Genomic DNA, 14,637 nt, shown 5'->3' with positions numbered 1-14,637 from the left:
TAAAAGAGGTCTATGACGATTTGACGAAAGTTTACAAATTAAATTTGCTAATGAGTGCTGTCAATTGTTCTGCCATTTGAGACAGAGATTGTGCGGAAACAGCAATTTCCTCCATTGAAGCCAGCTGCTCTTCAGTTGATGCAGCCACTTCTTCAGATGTAGCTGCATTTCCTTTAGCAAGGATTGCCATTTCACCTGCTGTACGAGCCACTTCTTCAACCGCTGCTGAAATTTGCTGAGCAGTCGCAGCCACTTCTTCTACTTGCGGAGTCGTTTCGTTCATGCTGCTTAGAATTTGTTCGAACTTTTGAATAGCCGTTTGTGAAATTGTTCGTCCTTCTTCAACTTTGTTTGTAACTTGCTCCATTGTATGTACAGATTCCTGAGTATCTTGTTGAATAGCTTGAATAAGCTCAGAAATTTGAGACGCGGACACTTGTGATTGTTCTGCCAGCTTTCTTACTTCTGCTGCTACAACGGAAAACCCTTTTCCATGTTCTCCAGCTCGTGCCGCTTCGATTGCAGCATTTAAGGCTAGTAAATTTGTTTGAGCAGCAATGCCACTGATTACTTCTAAAATGGTTCCAACTTCTTTTGAACGTTGAAACAAAGTGCGAATCGTTGCATTAGATAGCTCGACGGATTGAGAAATGGATTCCATTTGTTCGACCGTTTCTCTCACGGCTTTTCCGCCTTCTACAGCTTCAGACGTTGTGTGATTTGATAGCTGAGAAACAGTTTCTGTACGCTTGGCAATGGTAGAAACTCCTTGGACAATCTCATCTAAAGAAGCTGCATTTTGGTCAATAACAGCCGTTTGTTTTTCCGCACTAGAAGCCACTTCTTGTATCGCAACCGATACTTGTTCAGTCGCAGCGCTCGTTTGCTGTGAACTGGCCGTTAGCTCTTCTGAAGAAGCAGCCACTTGTTCTGCACTCATTTCAACATTTTGAATTAATGTACGAAGGTTGTTTTGCATCTGACTAAAAGCATACCCTAACTCACCGATTTCATCCTTTGAATTGACGGTAATCGCTGTTGTCAAATCTCCTTCACTAACGCTTAGAGCCTGATTCTTAAGCTGTTTGAGCGGTTTAATAATCGATTGTAACACCACAAAAATGGTAAGACTCCCGATTATCAGACAAACTACAATAATAAATAGTGTTTTGTAAAAAATAGGATGTGCTGCTTCACTCACTTCTGATGAATACATAGTGCCTGCAACTTTCCAGTTCGTTGTTTTATTTGTCGTAAAGACCATCTTTTTTTCATCACCGTTAAAGGTATATTCAAAGAATCCGGATCTCTTTGCATAAAGCTTGTCAAAAAGAGAATCTGTTGCTTTTGTACCTGCTTTTTCCGTAGGGTGAACAATATATTTTCTTTCTCCATCTAAAAGAAATGGATATCCTTTTTCTCCGATTTTCACTTTGCTGACAGCTTTATTGATGCGGCTTATATCTAAATTTAAAGCAATAACCCCTGTGCCATCAGCCATTGTTTTTGCTACAGTAATAACGGTTTGACCTGTAGAGGCTGAGGGATAAGGTTCAGTGACAACTGTTTTCCCTTTGTTTTGCATGGCTAGCTTGTACCAATCTCGTTTTCTGGGATCATAGCCTGCTTTTGTCACTTTTTTAGGCGCTTGAATAAACTTCCCCTGCTGATTTCCTGTAAAAATGCTGACGGCTTCCGGATGAAGCGAAGCATATAAGTTAAAATCTTTGCTTAAAGTAGCCATATCTTTTTCATTGTAGCGCTCGTTGTTTACCACTGATGCAAAAAACTCTACATCATGAATTTTTGGTCCAATGGTATCGTCAATCACCGAATTAATGGACTGTACATTTTGCTGTGCTGTGTTAATAATTTGGTTTTCAATTTCATGTTTCGCTGTTATGTAAGCTGATACACCTATCGTAACAGATGGCACTAATAAGATCGCTGCAAATGCTAGCACCAGCTTTGTCTTAAAGTTATTAAGGGACCTTTTTTTTCTTACTCTCTCCATGCTATGTAGCCTCTCTCTCTGTAGTTAAAAGTGATCGTGCACTTCCTTTCTATCGGCAAGACTTCATATTCCTTTAGTCATCGAGTGTATACATAATTAACAATGGGAGTGAAAAGATAAGAGTACGATAAAAAAAGTAGGTGATTTTAATGGAAGAAAGTAAAAACAGCAAGTCTTTTTCAATGTTTGAAACAGAAAAGGTTCAGCGCGGAGAAGAAAAAGATATTTTTAATATCTATAAAGAAGGAGTAAAAATTGCGGAAGTAAGAGGAACGGATCCTCAAACTCAGCAGGTTATTCCGATGCATGACTTAAACGACTATGAAGAAAATAAGCTTCACGAATATATCGCTCATTTAGACCACACAACGTAAACGTAAAAGTGCTAAAACAAGAGTACCCTCTTGTTTTAGTCTTTAGAATCATAAAAAACATGTTCAAAGTGCGGCGTGTCTTTTTGTATGTACAGCAGTCCAAACGAAAATTGCTTTTGACGCCGCTTGTCAGTAGCGGAACCTGGATTAAACAATGTAATATCACCAATTTGTTTATGAACAGGAATATGAGAATGACCAAAAATTATTGCATCGACTTGTTGATGTTCAAATGCCAAAAGTGCACGTTTTTCAGTCGTTTTTCCTTTGCCATGACCGTGGACTACGCCAATCGTAACATCATCAAACGGAAGAAGTAATGAAGTTGGAAGTACTTGCTGAAGCTCTTCACTGTCCACATTTCCAATCACGCCGTGTACAGGAGCAAAAACGCGCAGTTCATTGTAGACATCTATCGTTTGAAAATCTCCGGTATGAATAATCGCATCAGCTGTTTTCAGTTCGGCTAGGAGTCTTTTTGGAAAATGTTTCGCTCTTTTGGGGATATGAGTGTCACCTAAAATAACGATCTTCATTTATGATACGCTCCTTTTTCATTCAATATGGTGTAGTGTAGCGTATTATGTTGTAATGAAGCAACTCTATACGGAGCGTCAGGCAAAAAATTTCTCTTTTTCGTTTAAGTTTGCGAAAATACTTTACATACTAAGTTACAGAATGGAGTTTTCGAAATGGAAGTAAAAATTAATCGAAACGCAGCAAAAGTATTAAAAAATGCCTTGGCTAGCCCAGAAGGTCAAGGAAAAATGATCCGTGTATATGTAACTATCGACCACGGTGATCATGCGCATTATGATTGGAAATTCGATACGCCGACTGAACATGATGAAATCGTAAAAACAGATAAAGATATCGATATCGTTTTAGATAAACGCGAGAAATTTTTAGAAGGCGTATGGATTCAATATTTCCACGTTCCAGAGCCTGAATTTGTGATTAGCAGCCTTTACCACGCGCATCACCATCATTAATACAAAAAACACACCTTGTTTTATAGGTGTGTTTTTTCGTTTGTGCAACAGGCAAAAATTTTATTGATGAAAGAAGAGATAAAATTTTGTTGAAGCAATAAAAATGAGCTATAGTGGAATTACGGATGAAAGAAAAGAGGTTAGCGTATGAAAGTAAGTGTGTTAGTAAGGTCTATTTTAGTTGTTATTTTATATAATTTATTCGTTCTGTACATCGGATGGAACGCTTGGGTGTGGCTTCACACAATGTTTGAAGTGGAAAACAAATGGATTCTTACGGTGATCGTTGTGTTTTTTGCTTATTCCTTTATCATCAGTCGTGCCTTTCAACAAGTGAGCATGTTTAAGGTTGTAGGATCGTATTGGTTAGGATTTATTCAATATTCAGTCCTTTTGCTTCCTATAAGTAATCTAGCCGTATATATTCTCACTTTTCTAGGCGCTTCGCTTTCTACAGCTATCGATTCAATCGGACTTTTCATGATTGCTGCTTTTTTATTCATTTTTGCTTACGGTACGTATAATGCTTACAGTCCTGTAGTAAGAAAATATACAATTTCGCTTGCTAAAAAGACGAATCGGAAAAACCTTCGCATTGCCGTAGCATCTGATATGCACTTTGGCACATTGTCCGGCAAAAAACATTTACAGCGGCTAATCACTCATGTACAAAAGATACAGCCAGATCTTATTTTACTTCCTGGAGATATTATTGACGATGATCCCCACGTATTCTTTAAAAAAGAAATGGATTATATGATGAAGCAGCTCAAAGCGCCTTTAGGCACATATGGAATTTTGGGAAACCATGAGTATTACGGTGGGAAGATCCCTCAGTTTGTGGAAAGAATGAAAGAAATGAACATTCCTATTTTAATGGATGAAGTGTTAAACATAGGCGATAGCTTGTACTTAATTGGAAGAAAAGATAAGACGGATAAAAATCGAGACAGCTTTTTCGATTTAGCGAGTGAAACGGATCGTTCTCTTCCAGTCATTGCGATGGATCACCAGCCGCTTTCTTTAAAAGAAGCGGAACAAGCAGGCGTAGATTTACTTTTATGCGGTCATACTCACAGAGGACAAATGGCCCCTAATCATTTGATCACAAAGCGGTTATTTGAAATTGATTGGGGCTACAAACAAACTAATCAGCTGCATACCATTGTCTCTTCAGGATTTGGCTTTTGGGGTCCTCCTCTTCGAATCGGAAGCCGGTCAGAAATTATTCAAATTGATATTTCATTTACAAAATAGAGAAAGCCCTAAGGCTTTCTCTATTTTAATGTACGCAGCAACTTCGGAAGTTCTGCGTAAATAGCCACTACTTCATCTATTTTCATCCGAACGAGCCCGCTTGAAGACGGGGCAACAAAATCCATTATTCCTGATACCATCGATTCTTCTTGTTTGCCCCACCTCACTTGCTTGCGTCCGCTGTACTGCTGATAGACACCTTTTCCAACAAAACAAACGATTTTAGGCGTGTATGTAGCGATTTTTTTCTTTAGGATTTCTCTGCCTTCTGCATATTCTTCTTTTGTAATCTCATCAGCTGCCTTTGTAGGACGCTCCACAATATTTGTTAAACCGTATCCTAGCTGTAACAGCCAGTGATCTTCCTCGGGATGGTATTTACGATCTGTTAAACCTGCTTTATGAAGAATCGTCCAGAAACGATTGGTTGGATTAGCAAAATGATGACCCGTTTCACCGGAACGGATGCTTGGGTTAAAACCGACAAATAAAATATCTAAGTTGGGCTGTATATGATCAAAAATAGAGTTCATAGTCATACGCTCCTTACAATGTAAAAAGAAAACATCCAAATTGGATGTTTTCTTTTTACTATACCCTATTAAATACGAACTACGCGTCCGTTGAATTTTTGTTTCCAGTAGCCGCTGCTCATGTTTGCAATTGCAACACCTGTTGAGCTTTGAGCACCGATGAACTTGCCGCCGCCTACATAAATACCAACGTGTCCGTCTTTTTTATATGTATCGAAGAAAACAAGATCTCCAGGCTGGATTTGACTAGAAGACACTTGCGTTCCAGCATGCTTTAACGTTTCTGTACTTACAGATCCAAGAGGCCCAAGGTTAACACCAACTTGAGAATATGCCCAGTGTACAAATGACGAGCAGTCAAATAAACCGTGGTTAATATCAGACTGGCTGCGTCCTCCGCCAAATACGTAAGCAGAGTTTCCAATCCAGCGGTTTCCTACCGTTACAACATTGCTAGCTTTTGGAGCCGGAGCGCTTGTAGGTGCAACATCATTGCTGCTTGCTTTTGGTGCTGCTTTAGGAGAAGGCGAATCAGCTTTTTCAGCTGGTTCTGCCGCTGCTTTTTGAGCTTGTTCGGCTGCTTTCTTAGCTGCCTCTTTAGCTGCTTGTTCAGCTGCTTTTCTTGCTGCTTCTTCCGCCGCTTTTTGATCTTTAATATTTTGTTCAAGCGTAGACTGTTCATTCGCAAGAGAGCTGTCTTTTGATTGTAGAGAAGCTTTTAGTTCTTCATTTTTTGCTTCTTTATCTTTTAGTTCTTTTGCCAACGCATCTTTTTGTTTCTTTTGAGCTGCTAGCTGGACAGTCATTTCATCCAGTTCTGCCTTCATATCTTCTAAGCTAGCAAGCTTAGATTTAACATCTGCTTGTTTTGTTTTTAGTTCGTCTTGCATATTTTTAGTTTCTTTTAAAATACCGCGGTCTGCATCTACAATCGTCGAAACAGCTAGCGCGCGGTCTACAAAATCACCAAAACTTGAAGAACCGAGTAAAACTTGTAAATACTCTACGTTACCGCCGCTTTCTTGCATGGAACGTGCACGATCTTTTAAAATATCATTTCGCTTTTCAAGTTTTTCTTGAAGCAGCTTAATTTCTTTTTCAAGCTGGTCTACTTGTTTAGACGTTTCTTTAATATCCGCTTCTGTTTTTTGGGCTTTTTTATTATTTTCTTCTTCTGCTAATGTTAATCGCTCAAGCTGTGCTTTCATTTGATCTTGTTCTGCTTGAAGGCGTGTTAATTCATCAGAAGCTGCTTTGATGTTAGATTGCACATCTTGGCGTTGATTTTGAATTTGAGATTTTTGTGATTCCATATCCTGAATGGTAGAGGCATACGCTGGAGTTGATAAAACTCGTCCTAGGCCTAATAAAACCATTGTGTTAAGTAAAAGCATTTTCTTTTTCAATATGAATTCCTCCGCTTTCTCGCTCTGTTAAACTAGTAATTTCTAATTATGTATCAATATGTATAAAAGTCTGACAATTTATGTAAAGTTCACTGTATTTGTCGATAAATAGCTAAATATGCTAATGAAAATCTACGAAAATTATACCACGATAAACGTTCAAAAAAAGAATAACAATATTACAATTGTATTTCAGTAATGTAACATTTAACGCTTGTGTATACATTCACTTCTTGCCTGCAAAAATATACCTTTATTTCCCCATGCCAGTGAAAGATCTATCAAGCTTCAAACAGCAGTGCTTTTAGCGTTATAAAGTAGATAATTATTATTGTTTAAGCTGTTTAGATTTAAGATATTTCTAAAAGAAACGTAACAACTCTTTAACATATTCGTCTATTTTTACCCTTTATCTACCATTTTTACAATATTTGAAAATGATTTTCTGGAATAACAATGAATTTATTTCTATTCGATGTTTGAAGAAGTTCAAAAAGAGGACAATAGGCAATTTTCAAACAATATTCGACAATGCTTGGATGAAGCCATACAAAAAACCTTCTCGCCATGAGGCGAGAAGGTTTTTTTAATCACGCTGCTGATAATAGTGTTCTAAAGCTACAATTGCGCTTCCCATTCTTTCTTGGTCAGGAATAACAATACGATCTACTCCTTCTTCTTTTAAAGCAGCAGCGGTTACTTTCCCAACGGCCACAGCTACTACAGAGCTTTCAAAGAGTTCTCGAATGTGATCAGCTTGTCCGTGTTCTCTTGCAAACGAAAATAAAAAGCGGGCTTGGGGAGCGCTTGTGAAATTAACAGCATCGACTTTCCCGCTTGTTAATTCGTTTATAAGCTGTTCCATGACTTCTGCTTTTGGAGGAATATGCTGATACGGTAAAATCTCTTTAAATTGGGCTTTTTGATTCGAAAGAAAATCAATCAATTTTGGTGCAGGATCTCCGTGAAGCTGAAGCGCTACATGCTTTCCTTCAAAAGAAAACGAATGAAGCGCTCTGACTAGGCCCGCTGTACTTCCATCATCATCTCGAACGGTTGGAGTAACACCGAGCTTTTTTAACATATTTACGGTTTTATACCCGCGTGCAGCAATATTAGCTGCTTGTAAAGAAGAAAGGAATTCATCAGCTAGTCCTAGCTTATCTGCTGTTTTATATAAAATTTCCGTCCCGACGCCTGTCGTAAAAATAAACCAATCATAATTTCCTTTTACCAGTTCTTTAATATCTGCTTCTAAGTGTGTGTCATCTAAAAAGATGGTTCCTTGTGCAGGTCGTACAAGCGGGGTCCCGCCAAGGTTTTCAACAATTTTGCTGATTTCTTCTACTTTACGCTGACCTACGAGTGCGACTGTTTTACCTTCTAATCGTTTCAATGGTTTACCTCCATTTTTCTATGTATGCTACTTTAATGAACCTTGATAACCGAGTTTTTCAGAAATTAGGCTCGCCGCTTCTGTTACTTTTTGAATAATGAACGGCAGTCTGTCTCCTTGAAATCTCGCTTCAATTCCCGCTACGCTAATGCCTGCAACCACTTCATTTTGATGATTTACAATCGGCGCGCTCACGGATGTTGTAAAGTTTTCTAATTCAGAGGTGCTAATGGTATACCCTTTTTCTTTTGCTTCTTTTAATACATTTCTTAGTTTCTTTTGATCTGTAATGGTTCCAATACCTATTGGAGTTAGCTCCGTTTGAGTAATATATGCCTCTTGTTCTTTTTCGGGTAAATGCGCCAAAATAATGCGTGAACAAGCTCCTGCATAAAGAGGTGAACGCCTTCCAATTGATGTATAGAGACGCACGGGATGAAGCGTATCTACTTTTTCAATATACATGGCTTGATCCCCATCTCGTACAATTAGATTAACCGCTTCTTCTACTTCGTCTCGGAGCGTTTCCATTACGGGCTTTGCGATATTTCTAATATCTAAGCGATTAGCCACTAGCTGACCAAATTGCAAGAATAAAAGTCCTAGCGAATAGTATCCTTGCGCGTCTTTTGTTAAAAATCCCATCTCTTCAAGCGAACCAACCATCCGATGTAAAGAAGTTTTCGGAACGCCTGAATATTCCATCATTTCTGTGAAGGTCAGCTTAGGGTGGTTGATAAAAAGCGTGAGAATCTGCATGGATTTAACGACTGTTTTATTATTAGCTTGCATAAAACCTTCTCCCTTATTTGTGCGAATACATGTATTTGATAGACGTATAGCTTACTAGCTAATCACAATATGTTCTTTTTATTATACATGAAGAAAAAAAGGAAAGCACTCCCTTATAAGAGCACTTTCCTTTCTTACACCGTTTCTAGTTCTTTAATTGAAATAGGGTTACTTTCTAGAAATTTGGTTGTAAAATCCCCTTCGTTAAAAGAAGGATGATTCAGTAATTCTAAATGAAAAGGAATGGTTGTGTGAATACCTATAATGATGAATTCTTCTAGCGCACGTTTCATTCGTTGAATCGCTTCATTTCGGTCTTTCCCTGTTACAATTAATTTCGCCACCATTGAATCATAAAATGGAGAAATTTCATAGCCTGGGTAAACCGCGCTGTCTACACGAACGCCGTAGCCGCCAGGAGGTAAATACATCTCGACTTTTCCAGGAGAAGGCATAAAGTTTTTAGCCGGATTTTCTGCGTTGATTCGACATTCAATTGCCCATCCCTTTAACTGAACATCCCGCTGAGCAAATGATAGCGGGTAGCCTGCTGCTACTGAAATTTGTTCTTTAATTAAGTCGATGTTTGTTACAAGTTCTGTAACAGGGTGTTCAACTTGAATCCGTGTGTTCATTTCCATAAAGTAAAAATGTCCGTGTTTATCTAACAGAAACTCCACCGTTCCCACACCTGTATAATCGACTGCTTTAGCTGCCGAGACTGCCGCCTTGCCCATTTTCGCACGAAGATTTTCATCTACTGCAGGAGACGGAGCTTCTTCTACTAATTTTTGATGACGTCGCTGAATCGAACAATCTCGCTCACCTAAATGAACTACATTACCTTCTTCATCAGCAATAATTTGAATTTCGATATGTTTTGGTTCTTCTAAATATTTTTCAAGGTATACTCCGCCGTTTCCAAAAGCTGTTTCTGCTTCGTGCTGAGCTTGACGAATCGCTTTTTCTAGCTCCTCTTCGCTATGAGCTAGCCGCATTCCTTTTCCGCCGCCGCCCGCTGTAGCTTTTACAATGATTGGATAGCCTATTTCTCTTGCTACTGGAATAGCGGTGCTGCTATCTTCAATCAGTCCTTCCGTGCCGGGTACAATAGGCACACCGGCTTGTTTCATTGTTTCTCTTGCTACAGCTTTTGCTCCCATTTTACGGATGGCTTCCGCTTTTGGACCAATAAAGGTAATATCATAGGATTCACACATCTCAGCAAAATCAGCATTTTCAGCTAAAAATCCGTAGCCGGGATGAACAGCGTCTGCCTTGGTTACTTGTGCTACGGTAAGCAAATTCCGAATATTTAAGTAGCTTTCTTTAGAAGACGTTTTACCAATACAAAATGACTCCTCTGCTAGCTTTACGTGAAGTGCATCTTTGTCTGCTTCTGAATACACGGCCACGGTTACAATTCCCATCTCTTTACAAGCTCTAATGATACGAACTGCAATCTCACCGCGGTTTGCGATTAACACTTTTTTGAACATAGTGGCTCCTCCTGACAATATGTATACTTTAATACGTATACTTTAATATGATTTTACGGTAAATAGAGGCTGTCCAAACTCAACAACATCTCCGTCTTTCACAAGAATTTCAAGCACTTCTCCGTCCATTCCTGCATCTACTTCGTTAAACAGCTTCATCGCTTCAATTACACATACAACATCTTTACGTTCAATAGTTTGTCCTACTTGAACAAACGGATCAGCGTCTGCTTCTGGCTTGGCGTAAAAGGTTCCAACCATTGGTGATAAGATTTGTTTTTCATTATTCTCTGCTGCGTTTACAGACATAGAATCTTGAGGCGTTTGCTCAGCAGCAGCGGCTTTTACTTCCTCTGTTTTTACTTCTGTAACAGCTGTGTCTTCTAAAGGAATTCCCGCTTTATCAATGACAACTTTTGTTCCTTCATGTTCAATATGGAGCTTTTGAATACCAGATTCATTCATTAATGAAACAACTTCTTGCAATTCACGTACGTTTATCATTTCTTGTCACTCCCGTTTTATGTTATTTAGTTGACGCAAGGTTAATAGCAATCTTCAATTCTTGAAGCAGCTGTTCTTTTTCTAAATAGATTTTTTCTGCTTCATGAAGCGAAATGTGAGAAAAATAGATGGATTCTCCGGGCTTTACTTGAGCTAAAAGCGGTAAATCCGCTGTGATGACTTGAGCGATTTTAGGATATCCTCCTGTAGTTTGGCGGTCTGCTAACAGGATAATGGGATTTCCATCTGGCGGGACTTGAACAGAACCTTGTGAGACGGCTTCAGACAATAGCTCTTTTTTTTCTTGAAGCTGAAGAGAAGGTCCATCCATTCGATAACCCATTCGATCTGATTGATTTGATACTTTAAAGGGTTCTTGAGTAAAATGACTTTGGCTTTCAGCTGTAAATAAATCAAATTGACCCCCATTTATAACACGGACACTTGGTTTCTTTGTAAAATGGACAAATTCTTTATAATTTACGGACCATGAAGAAGTATATACTCCGTTTATCAGTTCATTGGAAAGAAAAGCAGGCTTTGAAGCAGCAGGAACAGATACAGGTAAAACGTCGTCTGTTTGTAATGCTCTTCCTTTATAGCCACCAATTTCGCCCCTCAAATACGTGCTTTTACTATTTAACACTTCATTAATAGAAAATCCTCCAGCTACAGATAGATAAGAACGACAACCAGTTCTACAAGGCCCAAATGATAAAGTGCCTCCTTTTGGAATAAATAAAGGTTTCCACATCGGGACTGGCTTTCCATTGACCGAAGGAGTTAAATCTCCACCTGTGATCGCTACTAAACAATCACTTTCTATTTCAAGGGTAGGCCCCATTAGCGTAACTTCAAGTCCCGCTTCTTTTTCATCGTTACCAACTAGTAAATTAGCAATTCGGAGAGAATAAGAATCCATTGCACCGCTTACAATTACACCGTGCTGCTGAAATCCTTTTCTTCCCAAATCTTGAATGCTTGTTAATAACCCGGCTTTACTAACTCTTATACTCATTTTTCCCCCTCCTTTGCCTGCAGTTCTTGATACTCTTCTTTAGAGATAGGCTCAAATTTTACAATATCTCCAGCCTGCAGCAAACTTGGAGGATTTTGCTCCGGCAAAAACAGTTTAATCGGCGTTTGACCAATTAGCTGCCATCCTCCGGGAGTGGAAATAGGATACACTCCTGTTTGCATTCCTGCAATACCAACCGAACCTGCAGGAATAGAGGTGCGAGGAGACGAGCGGCGAGGCGTAGCAATTTTTTCAGATAGTCCTCCGAGAAACGGAAATCCAGGAGCAAATCCAATCATGTACGCTAAGTATTCGCCTTCAGAATGAATACTTATTACTTCTTCAGGTGTTAAGTTATGGTGACGAGCGACATATTCAAGATCAGGTCCATACTCTCCTCCGTAGCAAACTGGAATGGAAACCGTACGATGGTCTAACTCTTTTTCTGTCTGTTCGTTCTCTAATTTACTTTGAAGGATAGAAGACACTACTTCAAAAGGAGACACAAATTCTTTTTTCTCCTTCTTTTTCACGGCTGCTACCACTTCAAGAGGGTTATAAAAGATCGTAAGGTTCGTAAATGCCGGCACGCATTCAATAAACCCAGGGAAAGGATTTAATTCTATTGAATCTTTACACGTTTTGATTTGTTTATGAATATCGTACTGAATACTATCTCCAAACGTTATAACAAGCGCTGAGTCGCCAAGCGGAGAAATAACAGCTGACGCTTTTGTTACGGTTTGATTCATATCTACACCTCTTTCTTTTATAAAACACCTAGTTTTTCATCTCGAATATCTGTAATAAACATATGTCCAGGAGCATGTGTAATCATAATAGAAAGTTTTGTTTCCATTGCTACAGCTTGAGGAGTTACACCACAAGCCCAAAACACGGGAACTTCGCCTTCTTTGACGGAAACAGCATCGCCAAAATCCGGAGAGTGAAGGTCTTCAATGCCTATTGCAGCGGGGTTTCCAATGTGAACAGGTCCTCCGTGCACAGCTGGAAAACGTGAAGTTACTTGCGCTGCCCGCACTACGTCTTGCTGAGGAATTGGACGCATACTAACGACCGTCGAGCCGTGGAATATTCCCGCTTCAGCGCATGAAATATTTGTTTTATACATAGGAACATTACAGTTTTCTTCAATGTGACGAACAGGTATGCCGTTGTTTAAAAGTGCGTGTTCAAATGTAAAACTGCAGCCGATGAGAAAAGCTACCATATCTTCTGTCCAATAGCCTTTGATATCGGTTACTTCTTTTACCAGTTCCCCATTTTCATAGATTCGATACTTCGGAATGTCTGTACGAATATCTCCGGACGGAGCCGCAAACTTTGGAACAGGAGATCCAACGTCCGTTACATCTAAAAGCGGACAAGATTTAGGATTACGCTGACAGAACAATAGAAAGTCAAAGGCTTGTTTCTTTGGTAAAATAGCTAAATTAGCTTGAGCATAGCCGTTTGCCATGCCTGCCGTTGGGTGAATAAGCTGGTTGTTACGGATTTGCTGACGAAGTTCAGCTGGAGTTAGTTGTGAAAGGTTTGACATGTTTCTATCTCCCATCATTACCCGCACACAACTTGCGTGCGGGCACATTGTTTTATTTAAATAATTGAGGAAGCTGATCCATTAACGTATAACCGCCCATTAAAGCCATTACAATAACGACAAGTACACCAGAAATGGTAAGCCATAAAGGATGCTTATACTCACCAACGATGCTTTTTTTATATGCAGCAACTAGTAATGTTCCAAGGGCGATCGGCAGAATTAATCCATTAATTGCTCCAACTAATAGAAGAACTTTTACAGGTTTTCCAATTAAGACAAACGACAGAGTTGAAATAATAATAAATCCAATAATAATCCAGTTTGAGTTTTTATTAAGTTTTTCACTAAACGTTTGAATAAACGAAACGGATGTATAAGCAGCTCCCACTACAGACGTAATAGCAGCAGACCACATGACAATACCAAAGATTTTATAACCGACGTTTCCTGCTGCGAGCTGAAACACGGATGCTGGAGGATTGGCTGGGTCAATTTGTAACCCTTTAGATACAACGCCAAGTACAGCTAAAAACAAAGCGATTCGCATAACGGAAGTGATAAGAATTCCTGTTACAGAACTTTTAGTGACTTGAGGTAAAGAATCGATGCCTTTTACCCCGGCATCTAAAAGACGATGTCCGCCTGCAAAGGTAATATAACCACCAACAGTACCTCCAACAAGCGTAACGATCGCAATGATGTCGATTTGATCAGGTTTAAAAGATTTCACTACAGCTTCTCCAACGGGAGGTGAAGTAGTAGCTGCTACATATAGCATTAGCCCAATCATGACAAAACCTGCAATTTGCGTGAAGCGATCCATTGCTTTTCCAGCTTCTTTTACAACGAAGATTAGCACGGCAATAACTGCACTAATTGCAGCTCCGGCTGTTGGAGAAATACCTGTAATCGCATTTAATCCAAGACCGGCACCGGCAATATTTCCAATATTAAATGCAAGTCCTCCAATTACAATTAAAATAGCGAGCACGTATCCTAATCCGGGAAATACCATATTGGCGATTTCTTGTCCGCGTTTTTCAGAAACGGCAATAATCCTCCATACGTTGGTTTGAGCAAAGATATCAAGAATAATTGAAATTAAAATAACGAATCCAAAGCTTGCGGCTAAATTTTGTGTAAATACGGTAGTTTGAGTTAAAAAGCCTGGTCCAATAGCCGATGTGGCCATTAAAAAAGCGGCTCCAAGCATTAACGTCCAGTTTACTTTAGGTGCAGCCGAAAGCTTTTGCTGAGGTGTTGATTTTTTTATTGGCTCCAATATCAT

At 39.3% G+C, this 14,637-nt stretch carries 15 protein-coding genes; 3 read left to right on the top strand and 12 right to left on the bottom strand.

The window, feature by feature from the left end; translation table 11 throughout:
• Positions 1-31: 31 nt before the first annotated feature.
• A complete protein-coding gene (locus SCI76_RS01650) occupies positions 32-2,014 on the bottom strand; it encodes a methyl-accepting chemotaxis protein (RefSeq protein ID WP_394531687.1) in 1,983 nt (660 codons plus the stop codon).
• 149 nt (positions 2,015-2,163) lie between these two features.
• Here SCI76_RS01650 and SCI76_RS01645 point away from each other — a divergent pair, with 149 nt between their 5' ends.
• Positions 2,164-2,388: a hypothetical protein gene (locus SCI76_RS01645; protein ID WP_014459961.1), complete on the top strand. Its 225-nt coding sequence runs from the start codon at positions 2,164-2,166 to the stop codon at positions 2,386-2,388.
• Between the two features lie 35 nt (positions 2,389-2,423).
• Here SCI76_RS01645 and SCI76_RS01640 read toward each other — a convergent pair whose 3' ends face one another.
• The gene (locus SCI76_RS01640) at positions 2,424-2,924 is read right to left on the bottom strand and encodes a metallophosphoesterase (protein ID WP_048020777.1); all 501 of its coding nucleotides are present in this window, start codon (positions 2,922-2,924) and stop codon (positions 2,424-2,426) included.
• A gap of 156 nt (positions 2,925-3,080) precedes the next feature.
• Here SCI76_RS01640 and SCI76_RS01635 point away from each other — a divergent pair, with 156 nt between their 5' ends.
• Positions 3,081-3,380, top strand: coding sequence for a hypothetical protein (locus tag SCI76_RS01635; protein ID WP_048020775.1), 300 nt, complete (start codon positions 3,081-3,083; stop codon positions 3,378-3,380).
• Positions 3,381-3,527: 147 nt separating this feature from the next.
• Positions 3,528-4,637 carry a metallophosphoesterase gene (locus tag SCI76_RS01630; RefSeq protein WP_048020774.1) on the top strand — a complete coding sequence of 370 codons (1,110 nt, stop codon included), beginning with the start codon at positions 3,528-3,530 and terminating at the stop codon, positions 4,635-4,637.
• Between the two features lie 20 nt (positions 4,638-4,657).
• Here SCI76_RS01630 and mug read toward each other — a convergent pair whose 3' ends face one another.
• The 10 genes from mug to SCI76_RS01580 all read right to left on the bottom strand — a co-directional run bounded on the left by mug (position 4,658) and on the right by SCI76_RS01580 (position 14,637).
• Positions 4,658-5,170 (bottom strand): G/U mismatch-specific DNA glycosylase, encoded by a 513-nt coding sequence (gene mug / locus SCI76_RS01625; RefSeq protein WP_063247954.1) that lies wholly within the window; start codon positions 5,168-5,170, stop codon positions 4,658-4,660.
• A gap of 68 nt (positions 5,171-5,238) precedes the next feature.
• Positions 5,239-6,576: a coiled-coil domain-containing protein gene (locus SCI76_RS01620; protein ID WP_407544960.1), complete on the bottom strand. Its 1,338-nt coding sequence runs from the start codon at positions 6,574-6,576 to the stop codon at positions 5,239-5,241.
• A 586-nt stretch (positions 6,577-7,162) separates the two neighbouring features.
• Positions 7,163-7,972, bottom strand: a complete 810-nt coding sequence (locus SCI76_RS01615) for a uroporphyrinogen-III synthase (protein WP_033579069.1) — start codon at positions 7,970-7,972, stop codon at positions 7,163-7,165.
• A gap of 27 nt (positions 7,973-7,999) precedes the next feature.
• Positions 8,000-8,764 (bottom strand): IclR family transcriptional regulator, encoded by a 765-nt coding sequence (locus tag SCI76_RS01610; protein WP_033579070.1) that lies wholly within the window; start codon positions 8,762-8,764, stop codon positions 8,000-8,002.
• Between the two features lie 134 nt (positions 8,765-8,898).
• A complete protein-coding gene (accC, locus tag SCI76_RS01605; protein WP_407544958.1) occupies positions 8,899-10,263 on the bottom strand; it encodes an acetyl-CoA carboxylase biotin carboxylase subunit in 1,365 nt (454 codons plus the stop codon).
• 42 nt (positions 10,264-10,305) lie between these two features.
• Positions 10,306-10,767 carry an acetyl-CoA carboxylase biotin carboxyl carrier protein gene (gene accB, locus SCI76_RS01600; protein WP_033579072.1) on the bottom strand — a complete coding sequence of 154 codons (462 nt, stop codon included), beginning with the start codon at positions 10,765-10,767 and terminating at the stop codon, positions 10,306-10,308.
• A gap of 22 nt (positions 10,768-10,789) precedes the next feature.
• Entirely contained in the window at positions 10,790-11,785 is a 996-nt protein-coding gene (locus SCI76_RS01595; RefSeq protein ID WP_407544955.1) for a biotin-dependent carboxyltransferase family protein, read from the bottom strand.
• On the bottom strand, positions 11,782-12,537 hold the full coding sequence (pxpB, locus tag SCI76_RS01590) for a 5-oxoprolinase subunit PxpB (protein WP_034266379.1): 756 nt from the start codon (positions 12,535-12,537) through the stop codon (positions 11,782-11,784). Before pxpB ends, SCI76_RS01595 begins: the two co-directional genes overlap by 4 nt.
• A 17-nt stretch (positions 12,538-12,554) precedes the next feature.
• The gene (locus tag SCI76_RS01585; RefSeq protein WP_407544953.1) at positions 12,555-13,346 is read right to left on the bottom strand and encodes a putative hydro-lyase; all 792 of its coding nucleotides are present in this window, start codon (positions 13,344-13,346) and stop codon (positions 12,555-12,557) included.
• Positions 13,347-13,398: 52 nt separating this feature from the next.
• The gene (locus SCI76_RS01580; protein WP_033579076.1) at positions 13,399-14,637 is read right to left on the bottom strand and encodes an NRAMP family divalent metal transporter; all 1,239 of its coding nucleotides are present in this window, start codon (positions 14,635-14,637) and stop codon (positions 13,399-13,401) included.

This window comes from Priestia sp. HNGD-A6 (genome assembly GCF_045784335.1).
In the GTDB taxonomy this organism is placed as follows: domain Bacteria; phylum Bacillota; class Bacilli; order Bacillales; family Bacillaceae_H; genus Priestia; species Priestia zanthoxyli.
Note: the sequence above shows the minus strand (reverse complement) of the source record. Positions and strands in the feature narration are given on the sequence as shown.